The organism is Heyndrickxia ginsengihumi, assembly GCF_011008565.1.
Taxonomy (GTDB): Bacteria; Bacillota; Bacilli; order Bacillales; family Bacillaceae_C; genus Weizmannia; species Weizmannia ginsengihumi.
This window is the reverse complement of record NZ_JAAIWK010000002.1, coordinates 199,514-220,427: the sequence shown is the minus strand read 5'-3', so window position 1 is coordinate 220,427 and position 20,914 is coordinate 199,514. Positions and strand designations below refer to the sequence as shown.

Annotated in this window: 19 protein-coding genes and 1 other annotated feature; of the genes, 15 read left to right on the top strand and 4 right to left on the bottom strand. The window is 34.6% G+C overall.

What is annotated here, in order from left to right:
* The first annotated feature begins 71 nt into the window (after nt 1–71).
* On the top strand, nt 72–251 hold the full coding sequence (locus G4D61_RS02540; protein WP_025727516.1) for a YjzC family protein: 180 nt from the start codon (nt 72–74) through the stop codon (nt 249–251).
* A 131-nt stretch (nt 252–382) separates the two neighbouring features.
* On the top strand, nt 383–2,977 hold the full coding sequence (clpB, locus tag G4D61_RS02535; protein WP_035353963.1) for an ATP-dependent chaperone ClpB: 2,595 nt from the start codon (nt 383–385) through the stop codon (nt 2,975–2,977).
* Nucleotides 2,978–3,257: 280 nt separating this feature from the next.
* On the opposite strand, the gene G4D61_RS02530 is transcribed toward clpB, so the two are convergent.
* Entirely contained in the window at nt 3,258–3,440 is a 183-nt protein-coding gene (locus G4D61_RS02530; protein WP_025727514.1) for a YjzD family protein, read from the bottom strand.
* Nucleotides 3,441–3,631: 191 nt separating this feature from the next.
* On the opposite strand from G4D61_RS02530, the gene G4D61_RS02525 reads away from it, so the two are divergent.
* The gene (locus G4D61_RS02525; protein ID WP_025727513.1) at nt 3,632–4,411 is read left to right on the top strand and encodes an NAD-dependent epimerase/dehydratase family protein; all 780 of its coding nucleotides are present in this window, start codon (nt 3,632–3,634) and stop codon (nt 4,409–4,411) included.
* A 10-nt stretch (nt 4,412–4,421) separates the two neighbouring features.
* Here G4D61_RS02525 and G4D61_RS02520 read toward each other — a convergent pair whose 3' ends face one another.
* On the bottom strand, nt 4,422–4,700 hold the full coding sequence (locus G4D61_RS02520; RefSeq protein ID WP_025727512.1) for a hypothetical protein: 279 nt from the start codon (nt 4,698–4,700) through the stop codon (nt 4,422–4,424).
* A 300-nt stretch (nt 4,701–5,000) separates the two neighbouring features.
* Between G4D61_RS02520 and G4D61_RS02515 the strand changes: the two genes are divergently transcribed.
* From G4D61_RS02515 to G4D61_RS02500, 4 genes are all read left to right on the top strand, one after another.
* The gene (locus G4D61_RS02515; protein ID WP_025727511.1) at nt 5,001–5,939 is read left to right on the top strand and encodes a beta-ketoacyl-ACP synthase III; all 939 of its coding nucleotides are present in this window, start codon (nt 5,001–5,003) and stop codon (nt 5,937–5,939) included.
* A 98-nt stretch (nt 5,940–6,037) separates the two neighbouring features.
* On the top strand, nt 6,038–7,273 hold the full coding sequence (gene fabF, locus G4D61_RS02510; RefSeq protein ID WP_025727510.1) for a beta-ketoacyl-ACP synthase II: 1,236 nt from the start codon (nt 6,038–6,040) through the stop codon (nt 7,271–7,273).
* Between the two features lie 279 nt (nt 7,274–7,552).
* A complete protein-coding gene (locus G4D61_RS02505; RefSeq protein WP_371316490.1) occupies nt 7,553–8,338 on the top strand; it encodes a DUF2268 domain-containing putative Zn-dependent protease in 786 nt (261 codons plus the stop codon).
* A gap of 110 nt (nt 8,339–8,448) precedes the next feature.
* On the top strand, nt 8,449–9,201 hold the full coding sequence (locus G4D61_RS02500; RefSeq protein ID WP_025727508.1) for a YjbA family protein: 753 nt from the start codon (nt 8,449–8,451) through the stop codon (nt 9,199–9,201).
* Nucleotides 9,202–9,241: 40 nt separating this feature from the next.
* Here G4D61_RS02500 and trpS read toward each other — a convergent pair whose 3' ends face one another.
* Both trpS and G4D61_RS18435 read right to left on the bottom strand, forming a co-directional pair.
* The gene (gene trpS, locus G4D61_RS02495; RefSeq protein WP_025727507.1) at nt 9,242–10,234 is read right to left on the bottom strand and encodes a tryptophan--tRNA ligase; all 993 of its coding nucleotides are present in this window, start codon (nt 10,232–10,234) and stop codon (nt 9,242–9,244) included.
* A gap of 46 nt (nt 10,235–10,280) precedes the next feature.
* Nucleotides 10,281–10,498, bottom strand: a binding site (T-box leader).
* Nucleotides 10,499–10,544: 46 nt separating this feature from the next.
* Nucleotides 10,545–10,898, bottom strand: coding sequence for a DUF3899 domain-containing protein (locus G4D61_RS18435; RefSeq protein WP_025727506.1), 354 nt, complete (start codon nt 10,896–10,898; stop codon nt 10,545–10,547).
* A 592-nt stretch (nt 10,899–11,490) separates the two neighbouring features.
* Here G4D61_RS18435 and G4D61_RS02485 point away from each other — a divergent pair.
* From G4D61_RS02485 to G4D61_RS02450, 8 genes are all read left to right on the top strand, one after another.
* The gene (locus G4D61_RS02485; protein ID WP_025727505.1) at nt 11,491–13,155 is read left to right on the top strand and encodes a peptide ABC transporter substrate-binding protein; all 1,665 of its coding nucleotides are present in this window, start codon (nt 11,491–11,493) and stop codon (nt 13,153–13,155) included.
* A gap of 116 nt (nt 13,156–13,271) precedes the next feature.
* Complete coding sequence (gene opp3b, locus G4D61_RS02480; protein ID WP_025727504.1) at nt 13,272–14,201, top strand: oligopeptide ABC transporter permease; 930 nt, start codon at nt 13,272–13,274, stop codon at nt 14,199–14,201.
* On the top strand, nt 14,198–15,217 hold the full coding sequence (opp3C, locus tag G4D61_RS02475; protein WP_025727503.1) for an oligopeptide ABC transporter permease: 1,020 nt from the start codon (nt 14,198–14,200) through the stop codon (nt 15,215–15,217). The genes opp3b and opp3C overlap by 4 nt, the downstream gene beginning before the upstream one ends.
* A gap of 19 nt (nt 15,218–15,236) precedes the next feature.
* Nucleotides 15,237–16,289: an ABC transporter ATP-binding protein gene (locus tag G4D61_RS02470; protein WP_025727502.1), complete on the top strand. Its 1,053-nt coding sequence runs from the start codon at nt 15,237–15,239 to the stop codon at nt 16,287–16,289.
* Nucleotides 16,290–17,228, top strand: a complete 939-nt coding sequence (locus G4D61_RS02465; RefSeq protein ID WP_025727501.1) for an oligopeptide ABC transporter ATP-binding protein OppF — start codon at nt 16,290–16,292, stop codon at nt 17,226–17,228.
* 827 nt (nt 17,229–18,055) lie between these two features.
* A complete protein-coding gene (gene spxA / locus G4D61_RS02460) occupies nt 18,056–18,451 on the top strand; it encodes a transcriptional regulator SpxA (protein WP_025727500.1) in 396 nt (131 codons plus the stop codon).
* Nucleotides 18,452–18,846: 395 nt separating this feature from the next.
* Nucleotides 18,847–19,518 (top strand): adaptor protein MecA, encoded by a 672-nt coding sequence (gene mecA / locus G4D61_RS02455; protein ID WP_025727499.1) that lies wholly within the window; start codon nt 18,847–18,849, stop codon nt 19,516–19,518.
* A gap of 147 nt (nt 19,519–19,665) precedes the next feature.
* Complete coding sequence (locus tag G4D61_RS02450; protein WP_025727498.1) at nt 19,666–20,877, top strand: competence protein CoiA; 1,212 nt, start codon at nt 19,666–19,668, stop codon at nt 20,875–20,877.
* Nucleotides 20,878–20,914 lie beyond the last annotated feature (37 nt).

Here is a 20,914-nt window from a genome sequence, read left to right as displayed (position 1 = left end):
GTTTGTTATGAAGGCAATGAACTGACGTAAATTAAACATGTCCGCCAAAAATTTGAGGAGGGAATATTTAGATGGGACAACAACACAGATTTCGAGTAGGTCAAAAAGCTCCTAATAATGGTATTTATGTTGAAATTGGCGAGGAAGGAAGTATGGTTAAAAATCCAAAGAGTATTCGTTTAAAAGCTGGAGACCATTTTCCTGAAAATACAAATGATGGCCGTCAATGGACATATAAACGTAAACCTTAACAAAAACACGAAAGGGGTTATGCTCCTTTCGTCTTTATTTATATAAGAATTTTGATCTGTATCGCATATGATTGTAAAATATGTATGAGAAATACTATGTTTACATAGCCACAATGGGTGGAGGTGGAATAATGGATGTGAATCGCTTTACTTTTACTGTGCAGGACGGTCTTGTTCAGGCACAGCAATTAGCAGCTCAAAAACATCATCCAGAGGTAGACATTCCTCATCTATGGAAAGTGTTACTTGAAAAGCCCGATAGTTTATTGCTAAGTATTTATCAGACGCTAGAAATAAGTAATGAGGATATTTTTGCGAAACTAAATGATCTGCTTGAAAAAAAGCCAGAAATTACAGGTAATGTTGACAACCCTTATTTATCCCATCAGCTCATGCAGTTATTTCAACAAGCAGAAAAGGAAATGGCTGCTTTTAAAGATGAATATATTTCTGTTGAACACCTTGCTCTAGCTGTAATGGAGCAGCAAAATAATGAAGTGACACAGTTTTTATTAAGAAAACAAGTGACAAAAGAAAAACTTTTACAAGCAATTTTAAAGGTGAGGGGGAGTCAGAAAGTGACCTCGCAAAATCCAGAAGCGACTTATAATGTATTAAAAAAATATGGTATTGATTTAATCGAAGCGGTAAAAGAAGGAAAAATAGATCCTGTTATTGGGAGAGATGCTGAAATTCGAAATGTTATTCGAATTTTATCTAGAAAGACAAAAAATAATCCAGTGTTAATTGGTGAGCCTGGTGTCGGAAAAACAGCCATTGTTGAAGGATTGGCGCAAAGGATTGTGCGCAAAGATGTTCCTGAAGGGTTAAAAGATAAGACCATTTTTTCATTAGATCTTGTTGCACTTGTTGCAGGAGCAAAATTTAGGGGCGAATTTGAAGAAAGATTAAAGGCCGTTCTTCAAGAGATTAAGAAAAGTGAAGGCAGAATTATTTTATTTATTGATGAAATCCATACGATTGTTGGAGCTGGGAAAACAGAAGGCGCGATGGATGCAGGGAATATGTTAAAACCGATGTTAGCTCGTGGTGAATTACATTGTATTGGAGCTACGACTTTAAATGAATATCGCCAATATATTGAAAAAGACGCAGCGTTAGAACGCCGTTTTCAACAAGTACTTGTTCAAGAACCGACAGTTGAAGATACAATATCAATTTTACGTGGTCTAAAAGAAAGATTTGAAGTTCATCATGGTGTTCGTATTCATGATAAGGCACTCGTTGCTGCAGCGACATTGTCAAATCGCTATATTACAGATCGATTTTTACCTGATAAAGCGATTGATTTAGTAGATGAAGCATGCGCAACGATCCGTGTAGAAATCGATTCTATGCCAAGTGAATTAGATGAAGTCACAAGAAAAGTGATGCAGCTTGAAATAGAAGAAGCAGCTTTGAAAAAAGAAACGGATGAGGCGAGTAAAGAACGATTGCACATTTTACAAGGCGATTTAGCGGAAATGAAAGATAAACTAAATGAAATGCGAGCTAAATGGCAGTTAGAAAAAAATGAACTGGAAATTGTGCAAGAAAAAAGAGAGCAGTTAGAAAAATTACGTCGTGAATTGGATGAAGCTGAAAATCAATACGATCTAAATAAAGCGGCAGAATTGAGGCACGGAAGAATTCCAGCTGTAGAAAAAGAACTAAAACAAATAGAAGAAACACTAGCCTCCAAGCAAAATGATAACCGTATTTTACGGGAAGAAGTGACAGAAGAAGAAATTGCCAATATTATTGCAAGATGGACAGGCATTCCAGTCACAAAATTAGTTGAAGGAGAACGGGATAAATTATTAAAACTTGAAACGATCCTCCATGAAAGAGTAGTTGGTCAAGATGATGCTGTCCAATTAGTGAGCGATGCAGTCCTACGAGCACGTGCTGGCATAAAAGATCCAAACCGGCCAATTGGATCCTTTATCTTTCTTGGTCCAACAGGAGTAGGGAAAACTGAACTAGCGAAAGCATTAGCACAGCATTTGTTTGATCATGAGGATCATATGATTCGAATTGATATGAGCGAGTATATGGAAAAACATGCTGTATCAAGATTAATTGGTGCTCCTCCAGGCTATATTGGCTATGAAGAAGGCGGACAATTAACCGAAGCTGTGAGAAGAAAACCATACTCTGTTATTCTTCTAGATGAAATTGAAAAGGCTCATCCAGATGTATTTAACATTTTGTTACAAGTATTGGATGATGGACGAATCACAGATTCACAAGGCAGGACAGTTGATTTTAAAAATACGATTATTATTATGACGTCTAATATTGGATCAGCGTATTTATTGGAAAGTGCAGAACAACATAGAGAGATAAATGAAGATATAAAAGTGAAAGTGTTACAGCAATTACGATCATCCTTTAGACCTGAATTTTTGAATAGAGTGGATGATATTATCTTCTTTGCACCGTTAAGCATGGATGATATGAAAAATATTGTAACAAAATTAATTAAGCAATTAGAATTAAGATTAAGCGATCAATATATCCATTTAGCCATTTCTGATTCAGCTAAAGAATGGATTGCTAAATCTGCCTACGATCCTATGTATGGTGCTCGTCCTTTAAGACGATTTATTCAGCATCAAATTGAAACACAATTAGCAAAGGAAATTATTTCAGGGAATATTCATCCAAATGATGTCGTGAAACTGGATATGGAGGATGGTGCACTCACGTTTGCAATTCAATAGGAAAATAAAAAGCCATGATTTTTAAAATCATGGCTTGGAGGCTGGGCAAAAGGATATTAACTAAAGAAACTCCGAATACTGTCTCCACCTCCGCTCCGGAAATATCCTTCGCTTTCCGCAGGTGGCTTGCACTGCCCCCTGGAAAGCAAGCACCTTGAGCGGAAATCAACGGTTTTTATCGCAATTCCATTCACAAATGACAAAAGGCATCGAGAGTAAGTGCTCTCGATGCCTTTTGTCGACAATCTGAAGCAATGATTATGAAAATCATTGCTTTTTACTATTCGTTCGCTGCAGTTTTGTTTGAAAGACATGCATTTACAATCAAAATAAAAATTGTTACGAAAATAGAAAGAATGGCCATAGTCGTAACATCATATTTTGAGTTTGTCATAGCGCTTCCAACATACCCAAGCATTTCTACAAGTAAAAAGGTCCAAAATAGCGTCAAAATATATTTCATTTTTCCACCTCAAGTTTGCTTTCCATCTACTATTTAACTAAATCTTATCATAGCGTCTGTATTAAATAAAGAGGGAATCAATAAATTCACTGGAATTACAAATTTATTTTCTATAACAATGTCCGACCGTTAATGCATATACATGAAGTAATCACTATGCAATATTTAGTATTTGCTCAGGAGGGTCTCTTATGGAGTATGCACTAGTTTTCGGAGCCCAGCAATTTATTGGTTTTGAACTTTGTAAAGCTTTAGTTAATCAAGGTTATGAAGTCTTGGCAATAGATGAACAACAACAAGAAGAAATGCTTGAAAATAATAAATGGATGGAGATTGGAAGAAATGCAAACCTTCAATATCGTGAAATAGGTGAAAGTATAGAATTACAAGATAATATGATCTGTTTTCTTCCAATTTATGATTACTATATTGTTGAAAAAAAAGACATTCTTCAAAAGGTTTATTCGAAATTGGAAGACATGATGGATGCTATTCATAAAGTGGTGGTGATTAGTCCGACGCAGTGTTTTAAGAGTGAATGGGAAGAAAAATGGTGCTCGGATATATTAAAAAAAGATGTAATATTTCATCAAATATATGTACCTACTCTGTATGGACCGTGGCAGCCCCAATCCTTATTATTTCATCAGCTAATATCTGGCAATCTGCAACTTGATTATAAAGATGATCCAAGTGATGCAATTTTTATTGAAGATGCTGTAAACACGATTATTTCATTGTTAGAAGATAGACAGGATCAGCAGCAGACCATTATGCTGCAGAATGAAGCGGAAAATAGATGGGAAGAATTGGCCCATGAAATTGATCATTCATTTCATATTGAAAATCGTGAAAGAAAACAGCGGGTAATCCTAGAAGACGGGAAAATAAAAATAATTTCTGTTAAAGAATCTATTCCTTTTCACGAGGCTTTGCGATTGCAAATGAAACAAATGAAAAGCTGTCTTTAATAAGGCAGCTTTAAGATTTATGGCCAAATTTAGAGATGAATTTTTCAAATAATGGAGTTACCTGCTGAAACATCGGCTTCAATTCTTGGAATGAATCCCATATTTTTTCAATACTTGCAAGTGTTTCATCCATATCGATGTTTTTAAGTATATCTGAATTGAAAATCTCATTAAAAAACTGCGGGGCATCATCAAATTGTTGATTGTCGTTATTGTCTACCTCTTGCCGGGATTCATGATTAAAAAACATTCGGTCAAATGGGTGCACCTTTTCACGATCATTTTCCAATAAAGCTCACCTCCAATTGAACTTTTTACTTATAACATATGTGAAAACCTTTTTTCAGTATCGTTAATTGGCCCTAATTAAATGAAAAGAAGGGGGAAGGTGACAAAAAAATTTTGATTTGCTATAATTAGTAGCAGGTCATAATAATTACTATAAACTTGTATTTGAATTTATATTATTTATATTTTTGTTCAGTATCCCTGTTGATCGATGGCGCATTGCCAAATATTAATCAATGATTACATTTGACAAAGCCAAATGAAAATGGCTTAAATTTATTTAGAAAGAAGGTATGTGTTAATGAATGCTGGAATAGTAGGTGTAGGGAAATATAATCCAGAAAAAGTAATAACAAACTTTGACTTTGAGAAAAAGATGGATACTTCTGATGAGTGGATTCGAACAAGGACAGGTATTGAAGAACGAAGAATTGCTCCAGATGAGATTAATACTTCAGATATGGCCTACGAAGCAGCAGCGAAAGCCATTCAAAATGCCGAAATTACTCCCGAAGATATTGATCTCATTTTAGTTGCAACTGTAACACCGGATCAACCGTTTCCTACTGTTTCAAATATGATACAAGATCGTTTAGGTGCGAAAAAAGCTGCGGCAATGGATATTAGTGCGGCTTGTTCGGGATTTATGTATGGTCTTGCAACGGCCAAGCAATTTATTGAGACGAATACGTATAAATATGTTTTAATAGTAGGGGTCGAAAAACTATCTAAGATTACAGACTGGGAAGATCGCAGTACAGCTGTTTTATTTGGTGACGGTGCCGGAGCAGCAGTAGTAGGTCCTGTTTCCGAAGGTAGAGGAATTTTATCTTTTGAGCTTGGTTCAGATGGATCGGGTGGAAAATATTTATATCAAGACGAAAATGGGCATATTGTAATGAATGGCCGTGAAGTATTTAAATTTGCAGTTAGACAAATGGGTGAATCAAGCTTAAATGTTATTAAGAAAGCTGGTTTATCAAAAGAAGATGTGAATTTCTTAATTCCACATCAAGCGAACATTCGTATTATGGAGGCTTCTCGCGAAAGATTAGGACTTCCTATTGAGAAAATGTCTAAAACCGTTCATAAATACGGAAACACATCTGCAGCTTCTATTCCTATTTCTCTTGCTGATGAGTTAGAAGCAGGGAAAATAAAAGATGATGATGTAATTGTGATGGTTGGTTTCGGTGGAGGTCTAACTTGGGGAGCAGTTCTTATTAAATGGGGAAGATAATGTTCTTTTCAATATGAATTTCCTGCCGGGAAAACTTATCGTGCGTAAATAATCAAAAATAATGGGTCATCTTGTCCCCTAGAAAAGGAGATGGAAATATGGAAAAAAGAAGAGTTGTTATTACTGGAATAGGTGCTGTTACGCCAGTGGGAAATGATGCAGAAACAACTTGGAAAAATATATTGGATAGTCAATCAGGCATTGGTCCTTTAACAAGATTAGATGCTGAACAATTTCCTGCAAAAGTAGCAGCAGAAGTAAAAGATTTTAATATTGAAGAATATATCGAGCGTAAAGAAGCAAGAAAAATGGATCGTTTTACACATTACGCTGTAGCGTCAGCACTTATGGCAGTAAAAGATGCTAATTTAACGATTAATGAAGAGAATGCGAACAGGGTTGGTGTTTGGATTGGTTCTGGAATCGGTGGAATGGAAACGTATGAACAACAGTTGGAAGTCTTTCAAAAACGCGGTTATCGACGTGTGAGTCCATTCTTTGTACCAATGATGATTCCGGACATGGCTGCTGGACAAGTTTCCATTATTCTTGGTGCAAAAGGTATTAATTCTTGTACTGTTACAGCTTGTGCAACAGGAACAAATTCTATAGGTGATGCTTTTAAAGTTATTCAACGTGGAGACTGCGATGTAATGATCAGTGGTGGAGCGGAAGCCCCAATTACAAATATGTCATTGGCAGGTTTCTCTGCGAATACGGCATTAACAACAAATCCTGATCCAGCATCTGCAAGCCGTCCATTTGATTTAGAGCGTGATGGATTTGTTATTGGAGAAGGAGCAGGGATTGTCGTTTTAGAAGATTTAGAGCATGCTTTAGCGCGCGGCGCAAAAATCTATGCTGAAGTTGTTGGCTATGGCGCAACAGGTGATGCATATCATATTACTGCTCCAGCACCAGGTGGAGAAGGCGGAGCACGTGCTATGAAAATGGCATTGGATGATGCTGGGATTGCCCCAAATGAAATCGACTATATAAATGCACATGGTACAAGCACTCAATATAATGATAAGTATGAAACAATGGCTGTTAAAGAAGTCTTTGGCGACCATGCATATCATTTAGCGATCAGCTCAACAAAATCAATGACAGGGCATTTACTCGGTGCTGCTGGTGGTGTTGAAGCAATTTTCTCTGTGTTAGCAATTAAGGATGGAATGATTCCGCCTACTATTAATATTAAAACACCGGACCCTGATTGTGATTTAGATTACGTACCAGACAAAGCACGCAAACAAGAATTAAATTATGTACTAAGCAATTCATTAGGCTTTGGCGGCCATAATGCTACATTAGTATTTAAAAAATATTAAGATATATATTGTATTATACGTATGCTTATGTAAGGGTATTATTGTGACTGTTTTTATTTATATGTTAAACAAAATAGTATGTTTAGGGCATGAGTTAGACTCATGCCTTTTTCTTATTCAACTCTCTTTATAGCTTTCATCCTGTTACTATGAATATTGACGGCGCCATTGTGGGTGGATGTTTTCTTCTTAAGGATATTTCCCAGCAAATTGGACATTGCCATAGGGGCAAATGTGGTCTTTTTACATAAGATAACAATAAAATTTGCTACTTTTGGGGTGAATATATTGGGAGTAATCCGAACAGATCAATGGCTTGATGAAGATTTTGAGCATCCTGAAAAGCTTTGTCAAAAAGCGGAACCGGAACAAGTTGGTGGGGAGCAGTTTTATCGCTATTTACAAACGTTTGGTATGTACACACCATCCAGATATACAAAAGCGAATTACACAAAGTTAAAGGATAGAAAAGTGTGGGAATTAATTGAAAGATGGTATCAAAAATATCGAAAACTTTGGAGTGGGCCAGAATCAAATATTTATATTTTCCCAATTCAGATGAAGAACCCATTATTTTCAGGCCAATCGATTCAAAAATCAGGTGTTTCCTTTCCAAACAAAATATATTTATTCCTTGCTCCAGTAGATGATATAAAAGAGTGGGAAGCACTTTTTGTACATGAATATCACCATGTAACGAGGATGCACTATTTAAATAAAGATTTGATGGATTATACTTTATTAGATTCATTGGTATTCGAAGGCTTGGCAGAACATGCTGTACTTGAATATTGCGGTGAGAAGTATTTGGCGCAGAGCACGAAACAATATGCTGATAGGCAGTTATTAAGATATTGGAAAAGTCATTTTAAGGATAATCTATCACGGAAGAAAAAGGAGTCGATACATGATCAGCTTCTTTATGGAAAGAGTCTGTTGCCAAATATGATCGGATATGCACTTGGTTTTAAATTAATAGAGGATTTTAAAAAAAATGAAGGTTTTAAAACAACACGCTACATCAAAAAGGATTCCTCGGTATTTTTGCAAGGAGATTACTCATAAGGAAGGGGAATATCCTATGTTTTGTAATTAGATTTATATGCTATAGAAGGAATAAATTTACTAATCCCTGCCTATACTGAATGACAAAAGAAGTAAATGGGGGGTTAGTCATGCTTTATCTTCATGATGTTTGGGTAAATTGGTTTGAAGGAGAAGAAAATGGATATAACGTTTGTTCCTTTCATGAATGGCGGCGCGACGATACGATCGAATTATTAGATCAAGTACCGCTATTGTTAGTAGATCCTATATTATTTGACTACATAGAAAACGATTTAGCAGAACTTCCAGCGGATCTACTGAACGATGTATATCAAAAAGCAATATTAAGAAAAAATCATGAGCGTACGCAGTTGGACTATTGTTTTGTAGTGACGGATGGAAAAGGTATTATTGCGGTTGACACAATTGGTTACACTGTTCCAATTAGAAAAAGTAGACTAATACCAAGACAAGAACAGTTAGTGTATGATATGATTGCTGATCATGAATGCACGAAATATCAATTTAACGGAAAAGGAAAAGCGAAGGAACATCATATACTATCTCCATCTCCTACATACATGCAAGGATTAACGAGAAAAGAAAGACAGTTAAAACAATTATTATTTATGGCTTTAGATCAATTATATGAATCGAAAAATGTTGCTGAAGTCCGTTATTGGTATACGGAATGGGCACCAGAAAAATATAAAGAAATTCAATACATGAGTTTTGAAGAAGTATGGCAGCACCTCTTTGAAGAAACGAAACTAGGGTGGTCAGATAAACATGTGCAACTATGTGAAAATCTCGTTAAAGGGCAGCCATTCTTTGAACGGATATGGGAATTAGAGCATAATGAAAAAAGAGAATTAATGTAAAAAATAACAGCTGGCAAGCTTGCCGGCTGTTATTTTGCAATTATCTTTTTCTCTTTCTTCCAAGTCCCATAGCATTTTCCATCTTTTTGAGCATTTTTCCTGCAACTTGATTGGCTCTAGCTGCACCCTCATCTAAGATTTCATCTAATTCATCTGATTCAATAAGCTGATAATATTTATCTTGAATCGGTTTGAGGGCATTGTTAACTACTTCAACTAAATCCGTTTTAAAAACGCCGTAATTCTTTCCAGCATATTTCGCTTCTAGTTCTGCAATTGATTGATTACCAAGTGCAGAATAAATTGAGAGTAAATTGGAGATGCCAGGTTTATTTTCTTTATCGTATTTTACAATGCCGTCTGAATCAGTAACAGCACTTTTAATTTTCTTTTCAACTTGTTTAGGATCATCAAGAAGAGTAATAAAAGATTTCTGGTTAGGATCAGATTTACTCATCTTTTTCTTTGGATCTTGTAATGACATAACACGCGCCCCGGATTTTGGAAGGCTAATTTCAGGAAGCGTAAATATTTCTAAATACTTCTTATTAAACCTTTCTGCTAAATCCCTAGTTAATTCCAAATGCTGTGTTTGATCTTCTCCAACAGGAACTAAGTCAGTGCTATATAATAATATATCTGCTGCCATTAATGGCGGATAAGTTAATAAACCAGCTGAGACAGCTTCTTTTCCAGCCGATTTATCTTTGAATTGAGTCATTCTCTCCAGTTCGCCGATATAAGAGACGCATTGGAGCATCCACCCTGCCTGGGCATGAGCAGGAACTTCTGATTGAATAAATAATGTTGCTTTTGATGGATCAATGCCTACAGCAATGTAAAATGCCGCTAAACTGCGGATATTTTTACGCAATTGCAATCGATCTTGAGGCACTGTAATTGCATGTTCATCTACAATACAGAAATAACAATTATACTCGTTCTGCAGTTCTATAAATTGTTTCATTGCCCCGATGTAGTTACCAAGGTGAATGACGCCACTTGGTTGAATACCTGAAAAAATTGTTTTCATTTTAACATACCTCCTAAAAATATACATAAAAAAACCATTCATCCAATATAGGGACGAATGGGAATGATCCGCGGTGCCACCCTAAGTGCTCGCTAGTATACGAGCCGCTTAGAAAGTATAACGTACAGTACGTTAATAGCTACTTCAATGTTCACTATTAAAGCTCAAAAGCCCATTCCATTTGCATTACATACTTGTTTCCACCTGCCACAAGCTCTCTATAAAAGTAAAAACAAATGTACTTTTCTTTGTCATCGCTTAATTATCAAATTTTTAATAGTTATTATTATATCTACTTTTTTAATGTTTATCAATAGTAGATAAACAAGCAGATGAACATAATAGCCAGAATTAGTATACCATTTAAGAGGAGAGGAAGGAAATTAAATGAAACGAGCTCAGAAAAAGGTCGCATTTCATTTACTTCCTCTCTAGATAGCTCTTTTCCATTCACTTTAAATACTCGCCTGAAACTATAAACGGTTACATCGAAAAAACCTGAACTAAGTACATAGATCGTTAATCCGAAAAAAATGAAGAGTCCACCGAGCATAAAAGAAATATTGATATAATGCAATAAATTAACAGTATGATTTTTAAATATAGTAATTAAAAAAATGACGATTTGAGAAGGGATAAACCAATATATTGTTTTTTTAAGCATCCTGTTCACCTCTACTTAAAACATGGCCACATGACAATGTCGTTTTCAAATGATAAAAACATCTTTTAATATTATAAGCGAAAAATAGTAAGTGCGACATATTTAAATATCTGTTGATATCATTGCAATTAGTTATTTTAGATAACTAATTAGATATAATATTAATTGTTAATATTATAAAAATTAGGAAAAATAGTGATTTTTGTCTTATCTTATGACAAAAAAATGAAAGTTTATGGAGAATGAAGGAAGTGAGTGAGGTATTGTTACAAATATTTCACTTATATCAAAGATGACTATTTAAAAACAAAAAATGATATAAAAATATGTTAGAATATCTATCAAAATCGAATTGATTTAATAGGTGGAAAAAAATGAATTTTTCATGTTATCAACACTTTTTATTATTGTAGTAAACCTTTAATAACCCCTTATGGCATAAGGGGTTTGGAAAAAATACGAATAATTAGAAAGAATTTTTAGAATTTTATTTTTTTATTATAATTAAAAAAATATATGTACAAAACTGAAAAAGCATGTATAATATTATTTGTGTAAAGTTTTCTGAAAAATAGAAAAAGGGGGTCTACTAATGAGTAGAACAAAAGCTAGATTTACCGCTCTACTTAGTCTTACAGCTGTACTGAGTTTAGGCTTAGCTGCTTGTGGTGGCAATAGTAGTAGTGATAGTAGTAGTAGCACAAGCTCTAAAAGTACAAAGCAAGTACTTAACATTACTGAGAAAGATACAATTCCGACAATGGATTCGACAATGAATGAGGATATTGTTAGTTCTACAGTTATGGATCAAGTATTTGAAGGTTTACTACGTCTCGATAAAAATGATCAGCCTGCACCTGGTATTGCGAAAGAAATGCCAAAAACAAACAAAGCTCAAACAGTTTATACTTTTAAACTACGTGATGCAAAATGGTCTAATGGTGATCCTGTAACAGCGAACGATTTCGTTTACGCTTGGAGAAAAGCAATTGATCCTAAACAAGCTTCTCCATACGGACCATATTTAATGGATGGCGTCATTAAAAACGCAACAGCAATCACGAACAAAAAAATGAAGCCTGATCAATTAGGTATCAAAGCGCTAGATGATAAAACTGTACAAGTTACACTTGAAAAAGCTACTCCATATTTTGAAACGCTAATTACATCATCAACATTCTTACCGCAAAATCAAAAATATGTTGAATCAAAAGGTAAAGATTACGCTACTAGTAGTGATAACCTCATCTATGATGGTCCGTTTGTATTAACAAAATGGAACGGTACAAGTGACTCTTGGACATATAAAAAGAACAACTCTTACTGGGATGCAAAATCTGTTAAGCTAAGCCAAATTAATGTAAATGTTGTAAAAGATGCATCTACTGGTGTAAATCTTTATAACACAGGAAAATTAGATAGAACATTATTAAATGGTGAGCAAGCACTTCAAATGAAATCAAAAAGTGATTACACTACTTACTTATCACCAAGCACATATTATTTAGATTTCAACCAAAAGAACTCTGCTCTAAGTAATGTGAATATTCGTAAGGCTCTATCATTAGCATTCGATAAAAAAGGTATTACAGATTCAATTGCAGCAGATGGTGCGATACCTTTAGATGGATTTATTCCTGCTAATTTTGTAAAAGACCCTAAAACAGGAAAAGATTTCCGTGCTGAAAATGGCAAACTTAATGCTTATAACAAGGCGGAAGCACAAAAATATTGGAAAAAAGGTCTAAAAGAAATCGGTAAATCTTCATTGACTCTAAGATATTTAGGCGATGATACAGATGTTGCGAAAAAACTTGGAGAATACATGCAAAACCAATTACAAACGAATTTACCAGGTTTGAAATTACAAGTAAGTCAAGTTCCATTTAAAATCCGTCTCGAAAGATGGGATAAAGGCGATTACGATATTGTAATGAGTGGTTGGAATCCAGACTATACAGATCCATATACATTTATGAGCTTATTCTTATCTGATAGTCCAGAAAACCATTCAAGTTATGCTTCTAAAGAATATGACAAGTTAATTAACGATGCTGAAACAACTTTAGCGACAGATCCTGAGAAACGTTGGGCTGCAATTCAAAAAGCTGAAAAACTTCTTGTTCAACAAGATGCTGCTGTTGCACCTGTATACCAAAAAGGTTGGGCATTCTTACAACAACCATATGTTAAAGGTGTAGTGAAAAACGCATCTGGAACAGATTTCACTTACAAATGGGCTTATATCCAAAAATAATTGTAAGTTTTTTGAAAAGAGAGTATGTCTCATATACTCTCTTTTTCAATTTAAAATAATTGTCGAACTTTGATGAATTTTTAGTTAAATTATAAATTAAGGAGGTAGAGGGTCAAATGGTGAAATTTATTATTCAAAGAATCATTTATATGATTATTACATTGTTTATAATCGCTTCTTTATCTTTTTTCCTCATGAAAATCATGCCAGGTACTCCATTTAATTCTCAATCAAAATTAACTGCAGAACAATTAAACATAATGAAAGACAAATACGGTTTAAATGATCCGATACCTGTTCAATATGCACATTATATGTTTGGGTTATTAAAAGGAGATTTAGGTACTTCTTTCCAATTAGATAATCGTTCTGTTACATCAATTCTCGCTAGCCGTGTAGGTCCATCAGCAGAGCTTGGTGTAGAAGCAATGGTAATAGGGGTTGTGTTTGGTGTTCTTTTAGGAGTGCTTGCTGCTTTCAAACGAAATACATGGGTGGACTATTCCAGTACATTTATTGCTGTTTTAGGAAAATCAATACCATCATTTGTGTTTGCGGCAGTGCTGCAATATTTTCTCGCTGTAAAATTTCAATTATTCCCAGTTGCTTATTGGCAAAGCTTTGCGAGTACAATATTGCCAAGTATTGCCCTAGCGATGTTTCCGCTTGCTACTGCAGCAAGATTTATGCGGACAGAATTAATCGATGTCTTGAATTCAGACTATATTACATTAGCGAGGGCGAAAGGTGTTGGCTCGCTTGGAATCGCATTTAAACATGCAGTGCGAAATGCATTAATTCCTTTAATCACAGTAATGGGACCATTAGCCGTTAGTTTGATAACTGGTTCATTGACGATCGAGAAAGTTTTTGCAATTCCAGGAATTGGACAACAATTCGTTACCTCTATTTTAACAAATGATTATGGCGTTATTATGGGAACGACAATGTTATTTGCAGTACTTTTCGTAGTCATTATTCTAGTAGTAGATATTTTATATGGCGTTATTGATCCGAGAATAAGAATATCGGGAGGGAGAAAATAATGAAAGCTATTGACAACATTGACCTTAATAAATTTGAACCTGCCGACATTGTTGCTGAATCAAGTGAAAGAATTGAAAAACCTAGTTTGAATTTTTGGCAAGATGCGTGGCTTCGGATAAGAAAAAATAAAGGAGCGGTATTTAGTATCTTTCTCCTCGCTATTCTTATTATTATGGCTTTTGTAGGTCCGCATTTATCTCCTTATGCTTATGATAAGCAAAATATCTCACATGCGAATTTACCACCGAAAATTCAAGGAATTGAGAAGCTAGGAATTTTCGATGGCCATATGAAGGTTAGCGGCGTGGAAACAGATGTATATAAACAGAAAAATATTAAAGAGTATTATTGGTTTGGAACAGATAGCTTAGGAAGAGATATTTTTTCTCGTGCTTGGAAAGGTACGCAGGTTTCTTTATATATTGCCTTTTTAGCTGCACTCATCGATATGGTGATCGGTGTTGTTTACGGTCTTGTATCTGGTTACTATGGCGGTAATGTTGATAACGTTATGCAGCGTATTTTAGAAGTAATTTCAGGTCTTCCGCAACTCGTTATTGTCATTCTTATGATTCTCGTTTTGAATCCAGGTATTATTTCCATTACAGTTGCACTCACCATTACTGGCTGGACAGGAATGGCAAGGGTTGTCCGTGGACAAGTATTAAAACTAAAATCGCAAGAGTATATCCTTGCTTCTAGAACATTAGGAGAAAGTAACGGAAAAATTATGTTTAAACATTTAATTCCAAATTTATCCAGCGTTATCATCATCAACACGATGTTCACGATTCCGAATGCCATTTTCTTTGAAGCTTTCTTGAGTTTTATCGGATTAGGATTACAACCGCCAAAAGCGTCATTAGGTACATTAATAGAAGACGGCTTTACGACGATGCAATTTTTACCGTTTCAGTTATTGATTCCGGCGATTATTATTAGTTTATTAATGATTACATTTAACTTAATTGCTGATGGATTACGTGACGCATTTGATCCAAAATCAAGAGATTAAGAGTGAGGTGAACAACAAGATGAAGAAAATATTAGAAGTACAGGATTTACACATTTCTTTCCATACATTTGCTGGTGAAGTACAAGCGATTCGTGGTGTTAGTTTTGATTTGCATGAAGGTGAAACATTGGCGATCGTAGGAGAATCAGGTTCGGGTAAATCTGTTACGACAAAGTCAATTATGAGATTGCTGCCTGATCGTACAACAGAATTTAAATCAGGTCACATTATGTTCGAAGATAAAGATTTAATTAAACTAAAAGAAAGCCAAATGCAAAAAATTCGCGGGAAAGATATTTCAATGATTTTCCAGGATCCAATGACATCTTTAAATCCAACAATGACAGTTGGCAAACAAATTATGGAACCTTTGCATAAACATCAACATTTATCAAAGGCGGATGCAAAAAAACGTGCTATTGAATTACTGCAATTAGTCGGAATCCCTAATGCAGAGGCTCGTTTTAAACAATATCCTCACCAATTCTCGGGCGGGATGAGACAACGTGTTGTCATTGCGATTGCTCTTGCATGCAATCCGAAAGTATTAATTGCTGATGAACCAACGACAGCATTAGATGTAACCATTCAAGCACAAATTCTTGAGCTTATGAAAGAATTACAAAAGAAAATTAATACTTCTATTATCTTTATTACACATGATTTAGGAGTAGTGGCAAATGTCGCAGATCGTGTCGCAGTTATGTATGCTGGCAGAATTGTTGAAGTTGGCACTGTGGATGAAATTTTTTATAATCCAAAACATCCTTACACATGGGGATTAATCAGCTCGATGCCGAGTTTGGATGAAAGTGACGAAGAACTATATGCAATTCCAGGTACACCGCCAGATTTATTAAATCCTCCTAAAGGAGATGCTTTTGCTGCGCGTAATCAGTATGCATTGAAAATCGATCTAGAAGAACAACCGCCGATGTTTAAAGTTTCAGATACGCATTATGCTGCAACGTGGTTGCTCCATCCAGATGCACCTAAAGTGGAGCCCCCGGAAGCGGTGAAGAAACGTATGCATAAGTTTAAAGCAACTGACCTTGAAAAGGAGGGAAAGTAATTGGCATCGCAAGAAAAATTATTAGAAATTAAACATTTAAAACAATATTTTAATGTTGGCAAACCAAATGAAGTACGGGCAGTAGATGATCTAACTTTTGATATTTACAAAGGAGAAACACTTGGTCTTGTAGGGGAATCAGGTTGTGGTAAGTCTACAACTGGACGTACAATCATTCGGTTATATGACGCGACTGATGGTGAAGTTATTTTCAATGGGAGAAATGTTCATGAGAAAAAATCCCGGAAAGCTTTAAAAGAGTTTAATCGCGAAATGCAAATGATTTTTCAGGATCCATATGCCTCCCTTAATCCTAGAATGAAAGTAGCAGATATTATTGCAGAAGGAATTGATATTCATGGATTAGCCAAATCAAAGGCTGATAGAATGGATAGAGTATATAAATTACTTGAAACGGTCGGCTTGAATCGTGAACATGCGAATCGATATCCACATGAATTTTCAGGTGGTCAGCGACAAAGGATCGGTATTGCGCGTGCATTGGCTGTTGAGCCATCATTTATTATTGCTGATGAGCCAATTTCAGCACTTGATGTTTCTATACAGGCACAAGTCGTTAATTTATTGAAAAAATTGCAAAAGGAACGCGGGTTAACTTATTTGTTCATTGCACACGATTTATCAATGGTTAAATATATAAGTGACCGTATTGGTGTTATGTATTTCGGTAAATTAGTTGAATTAGCTCCAGCAAATGATTTGTATAACCATCCGCTTCACCCCTATACACAATCATTATTGTCAGCCATTCCTTTACCAGATCCAGATTATGAACGTACACGTGTTAGGAAAATATATGATCCTGCTATTCATAATTATGAGCAAGGTGAAGAAGTCAAAATGCGTGAAGTTGCACCAAATCATTTTGTATATTGTTCTGAAAAGGAATTTAAACATTATAAAAGCACATTTAAATAGGAAATAATTTAAATCTTTTTTGGACTGTAGCCAAATTGAACTGCCCTGTAAATGTTAGCCAACAAACTAACATTTACGGGGTGTTTTTTTAGCTTTTTATACGGATGATAATTTCCGGATTTTTGCTCCAGGATGCTCGCTTTTCGCGGGCGGATGCTGAGCCGCCTCGGCGCTGCACGCCTAGGGGGTTTCATCAATTCCGCTAATCCTGCATGGATTTCGCATCTTTCCGCCAGATTGGTGTCTTAATGAACGATTTGATGAACAACATCGATTTAAAAACAGTCATCTTTATAAAGATATGTAAAATATTGTTAGTTTATAAAAGGGGGGAGTAATTTCCACGGCGGCAGAGAGCCGTTTCATTTGCACTTGTTGCGTACATTCTGCAGAAGTTTTAGTAAATCTTAAATAGTAACAAAGTGAGGATTGGTTTTTTATTCAGTCATTAGACGATCCTAAATTGTTTTTTGTCCTTAATTACTTTATATTATTTATGCAGATATTGAACATTCTGAAAAAAATATTTAATATTAATCGAATTTTAATTGAATATTAATGAAAGTAACTTATAATAAGTATAGTGAGATTGAAAATCATTTAAAGCATTTCCAGTTTTATGTTTAAGTAAAATGTGGAGTGGTATAGTTTAGTAAATAGCTAAGAAACCAAGTGAAGATATATTTTTCCAAAAAGTATATCCATCATTGTGCTTTTGGTGTATAATACATAATATACATTGTTTCTTTAAAGTTATTTTAATTTAATAATGTAATAATTTAATGAAGCAGCATATCAAATATTATATATAGGAGTGTGAATGATATATGGTAACATTATACACTTCACCTAGTTGCACATCTTGCAGAAAAGCAAAACATTGGTTGGAAGAAAATCAAATTGAATATAAAGAGAGAAATATTTTTTCGGAACCTCTGACGTTGGACGAAATTAAAGAAATTTTGCGTATGACCGAAGATGGAACTGATGAAATTATCTCAACTCGTTCAAAAACTTTTCAAAAGTTAAATGTTGATTTAGATGCTCTGCCATTACAAGAATTATATAAATTAATCCAACATAACCCAGGGTTATTAAGAAGACCAATCATTGTTGATGAGAAGCGTCTACAAGTTGGTTATAATGAGGATGAAATTCGTCGTTTCTTGCCTCGAAAAGTTCGTACGTTTCAACTTAGGGAAGCTCAAAAACTTGTTAACTAATAGTATGATTTAATAAATATAAAACACCTTCTCACGAAAGAAGGTGTTTTTTAGCGCATCCCTTTTAGGGTTTAAGAATATATAGGAGCTGTGTTATGTATTCTTAAAACGTTAAATAATTTTAGAAAATTTCGTCTTGAATAAAGTAATAAAATTAGATAAAATACATAAAACAAGACTATAAAGAAAATAATTGATAATGCTTAATAATCATATTAGCAAAATAGGCGATAGTGGAATTTGAAAATGGGAAGCAATTTTATTTCCCTTTAAGCTCTTTTTATCATAAAATAGAAGTACAAGGTGTACAATATGAGTTACGATTAATCATACATGTGCCTTACTTGGGGGAACAGTCCCTTCAACACTTATTCGATAGAAGGGAGAGTAGATGTATGGAAATTGAACGGATCAATGAAAACACAGTTAAATTTTATATTTCGTATATAGATATAGAGGAACGTGGCTTTAATCGCGAAGAAATTTGGTATGACCGAGAAAGAAGCGAAGAACTGTTCTGGGAGATGATGGATGAAATTCATCACGAGGAAGAATTTATTCCAGATGGCCCATTGTGGATTCAAGTTCAGGCTTTAGAAAAAGGACTTGAAGTATTAGTAACAAAAGCGCAATTGTCAAAAGATGGCCAGCGTTTTGAATTACCAATTCCAGAAGATAAACTTAAAAATATACCATTGACTGAACCATTTGCTGAATTTTTTGCTGACCATTTTGAAGAGTCTGATTCTCAAGAAGGTGAAGATGCATCGCAAATATATGAAATGGTCATGGTGTTTAAAGAATTTGAAGATTTGATTTCTTTGGCAAAAGTAGATCAATTTGAAAACGTACTAACAAAGCTTTTCAATTTTGAAAATCGCTACTATTTGTATGTAGAGTTTCCAGCCCATGAATTTGAAGAAGAAGACATTGATGATATATTAAGTCGTATGCTTGAATTCGGTGAAGAATCTCCTGTCACCATACATCGACTAGAGGAATACGGTAAAATAATTATGAAAGAAAATGTTTTCTCTACAATTAATACATTTTTTAATCAACAATAAAAATCGATGATCATTTCATCGATTTTTTTTATTTTTGTGCAGGAAAGATGAGATGAATGTCATATTATTAATAAAATGCTGTTTGTTACATCTCTTGCCCATTATAAACGACTATTTTTATATCAATAATAAGGAGAATGATACTTATTGTTTACCGCAATGAATCAAGATGGTGAATGTATTAATTTGTTGTTTTTTCATAAGCGAGAAAGTTTACGGGAATTAAAGGAACAACAAACATTTTTTTGCTGTCATTGTTATCAGCCTGTTTTATTAAAAATTGGTAAATATAAATTACCACATTTTGCCCATGTGAAAAATAATGACTGCTTATATACTTCCAAACACGAAAGCTTCCAACATTTGCAAGCAAAAAAAGATTTTTACGAATGGTTAAAACGACAGCTGTTAGAGCCGCAAGTTGAAACATTTATCTCTGTTATCCAACAAAAGGCAGATCTTCTTGTGAAACTTAACCGGCAATTATTTGCCATAGAATATCAGTGCTCAAAAATTCCGATGCAACAAATAATAAAACGAACAAAAGGATACTTAGAAGAGCACATCATCCCCGTTTGGATATTAGGCGGATTACCTTATCAGAAAGTAGTAGGAGAGCACAGGTTTCAATTGACCGATTTTCAAATGGCATTTATCCGTTATGACTATAAAAAGGGATTTTACCTTTTTAGCTATTCTCCGCAAAATCGACAATTCCACATTCTCACACAACTTATGCCAGTATCTTTAACTACTGTAATCGCAAATATTACACAACAACCACTTTATTCTATAACATTTCCACTTCTAGCACATCAACTGATTTCTACAAGTATGAATAATGGCTTTTATGAAAAATGGTTTCAATTGAGAAAGGAATGGATCCACACGAAACTTAAATATGGAAAAGGTTTTAAAGATCCATTTTTAAGAGAAGTATATTTACACGATCAACACCCTCTATATTTACCAGCTATTATTGGCTTACCGCTTAAACAAATGATGATTTGCAGAGAACATGCTATTGAATGGCAATTTTATTATTGGATTGATAATTTGCGAAATCTTAAAAATGGCCAAGCGCTTACTTTTAAACAAATCCATGAAAACTTCAGAAAAAGGATGGAACAGCGTTATCTTCATTTACGTCATTTTCCTCTTATATACCAAGATGTTAAAGATGAAATGCTTCATCAATATACACAATTGCTTATTAGATTGGGATATTTAAAGGAAGTGAAGAAAAGAAAATATATTATGAATAAATCAATTCCCATTCCAAAGAATATGGAAGAGGTTATACGGATGGAAAAGAAGTTGAAGTTGGAATTCTTCGCTGCAAAAAAGACATATGAATAGCAGGAATTTATCATGTAGGATAGAATTGTAATACAAA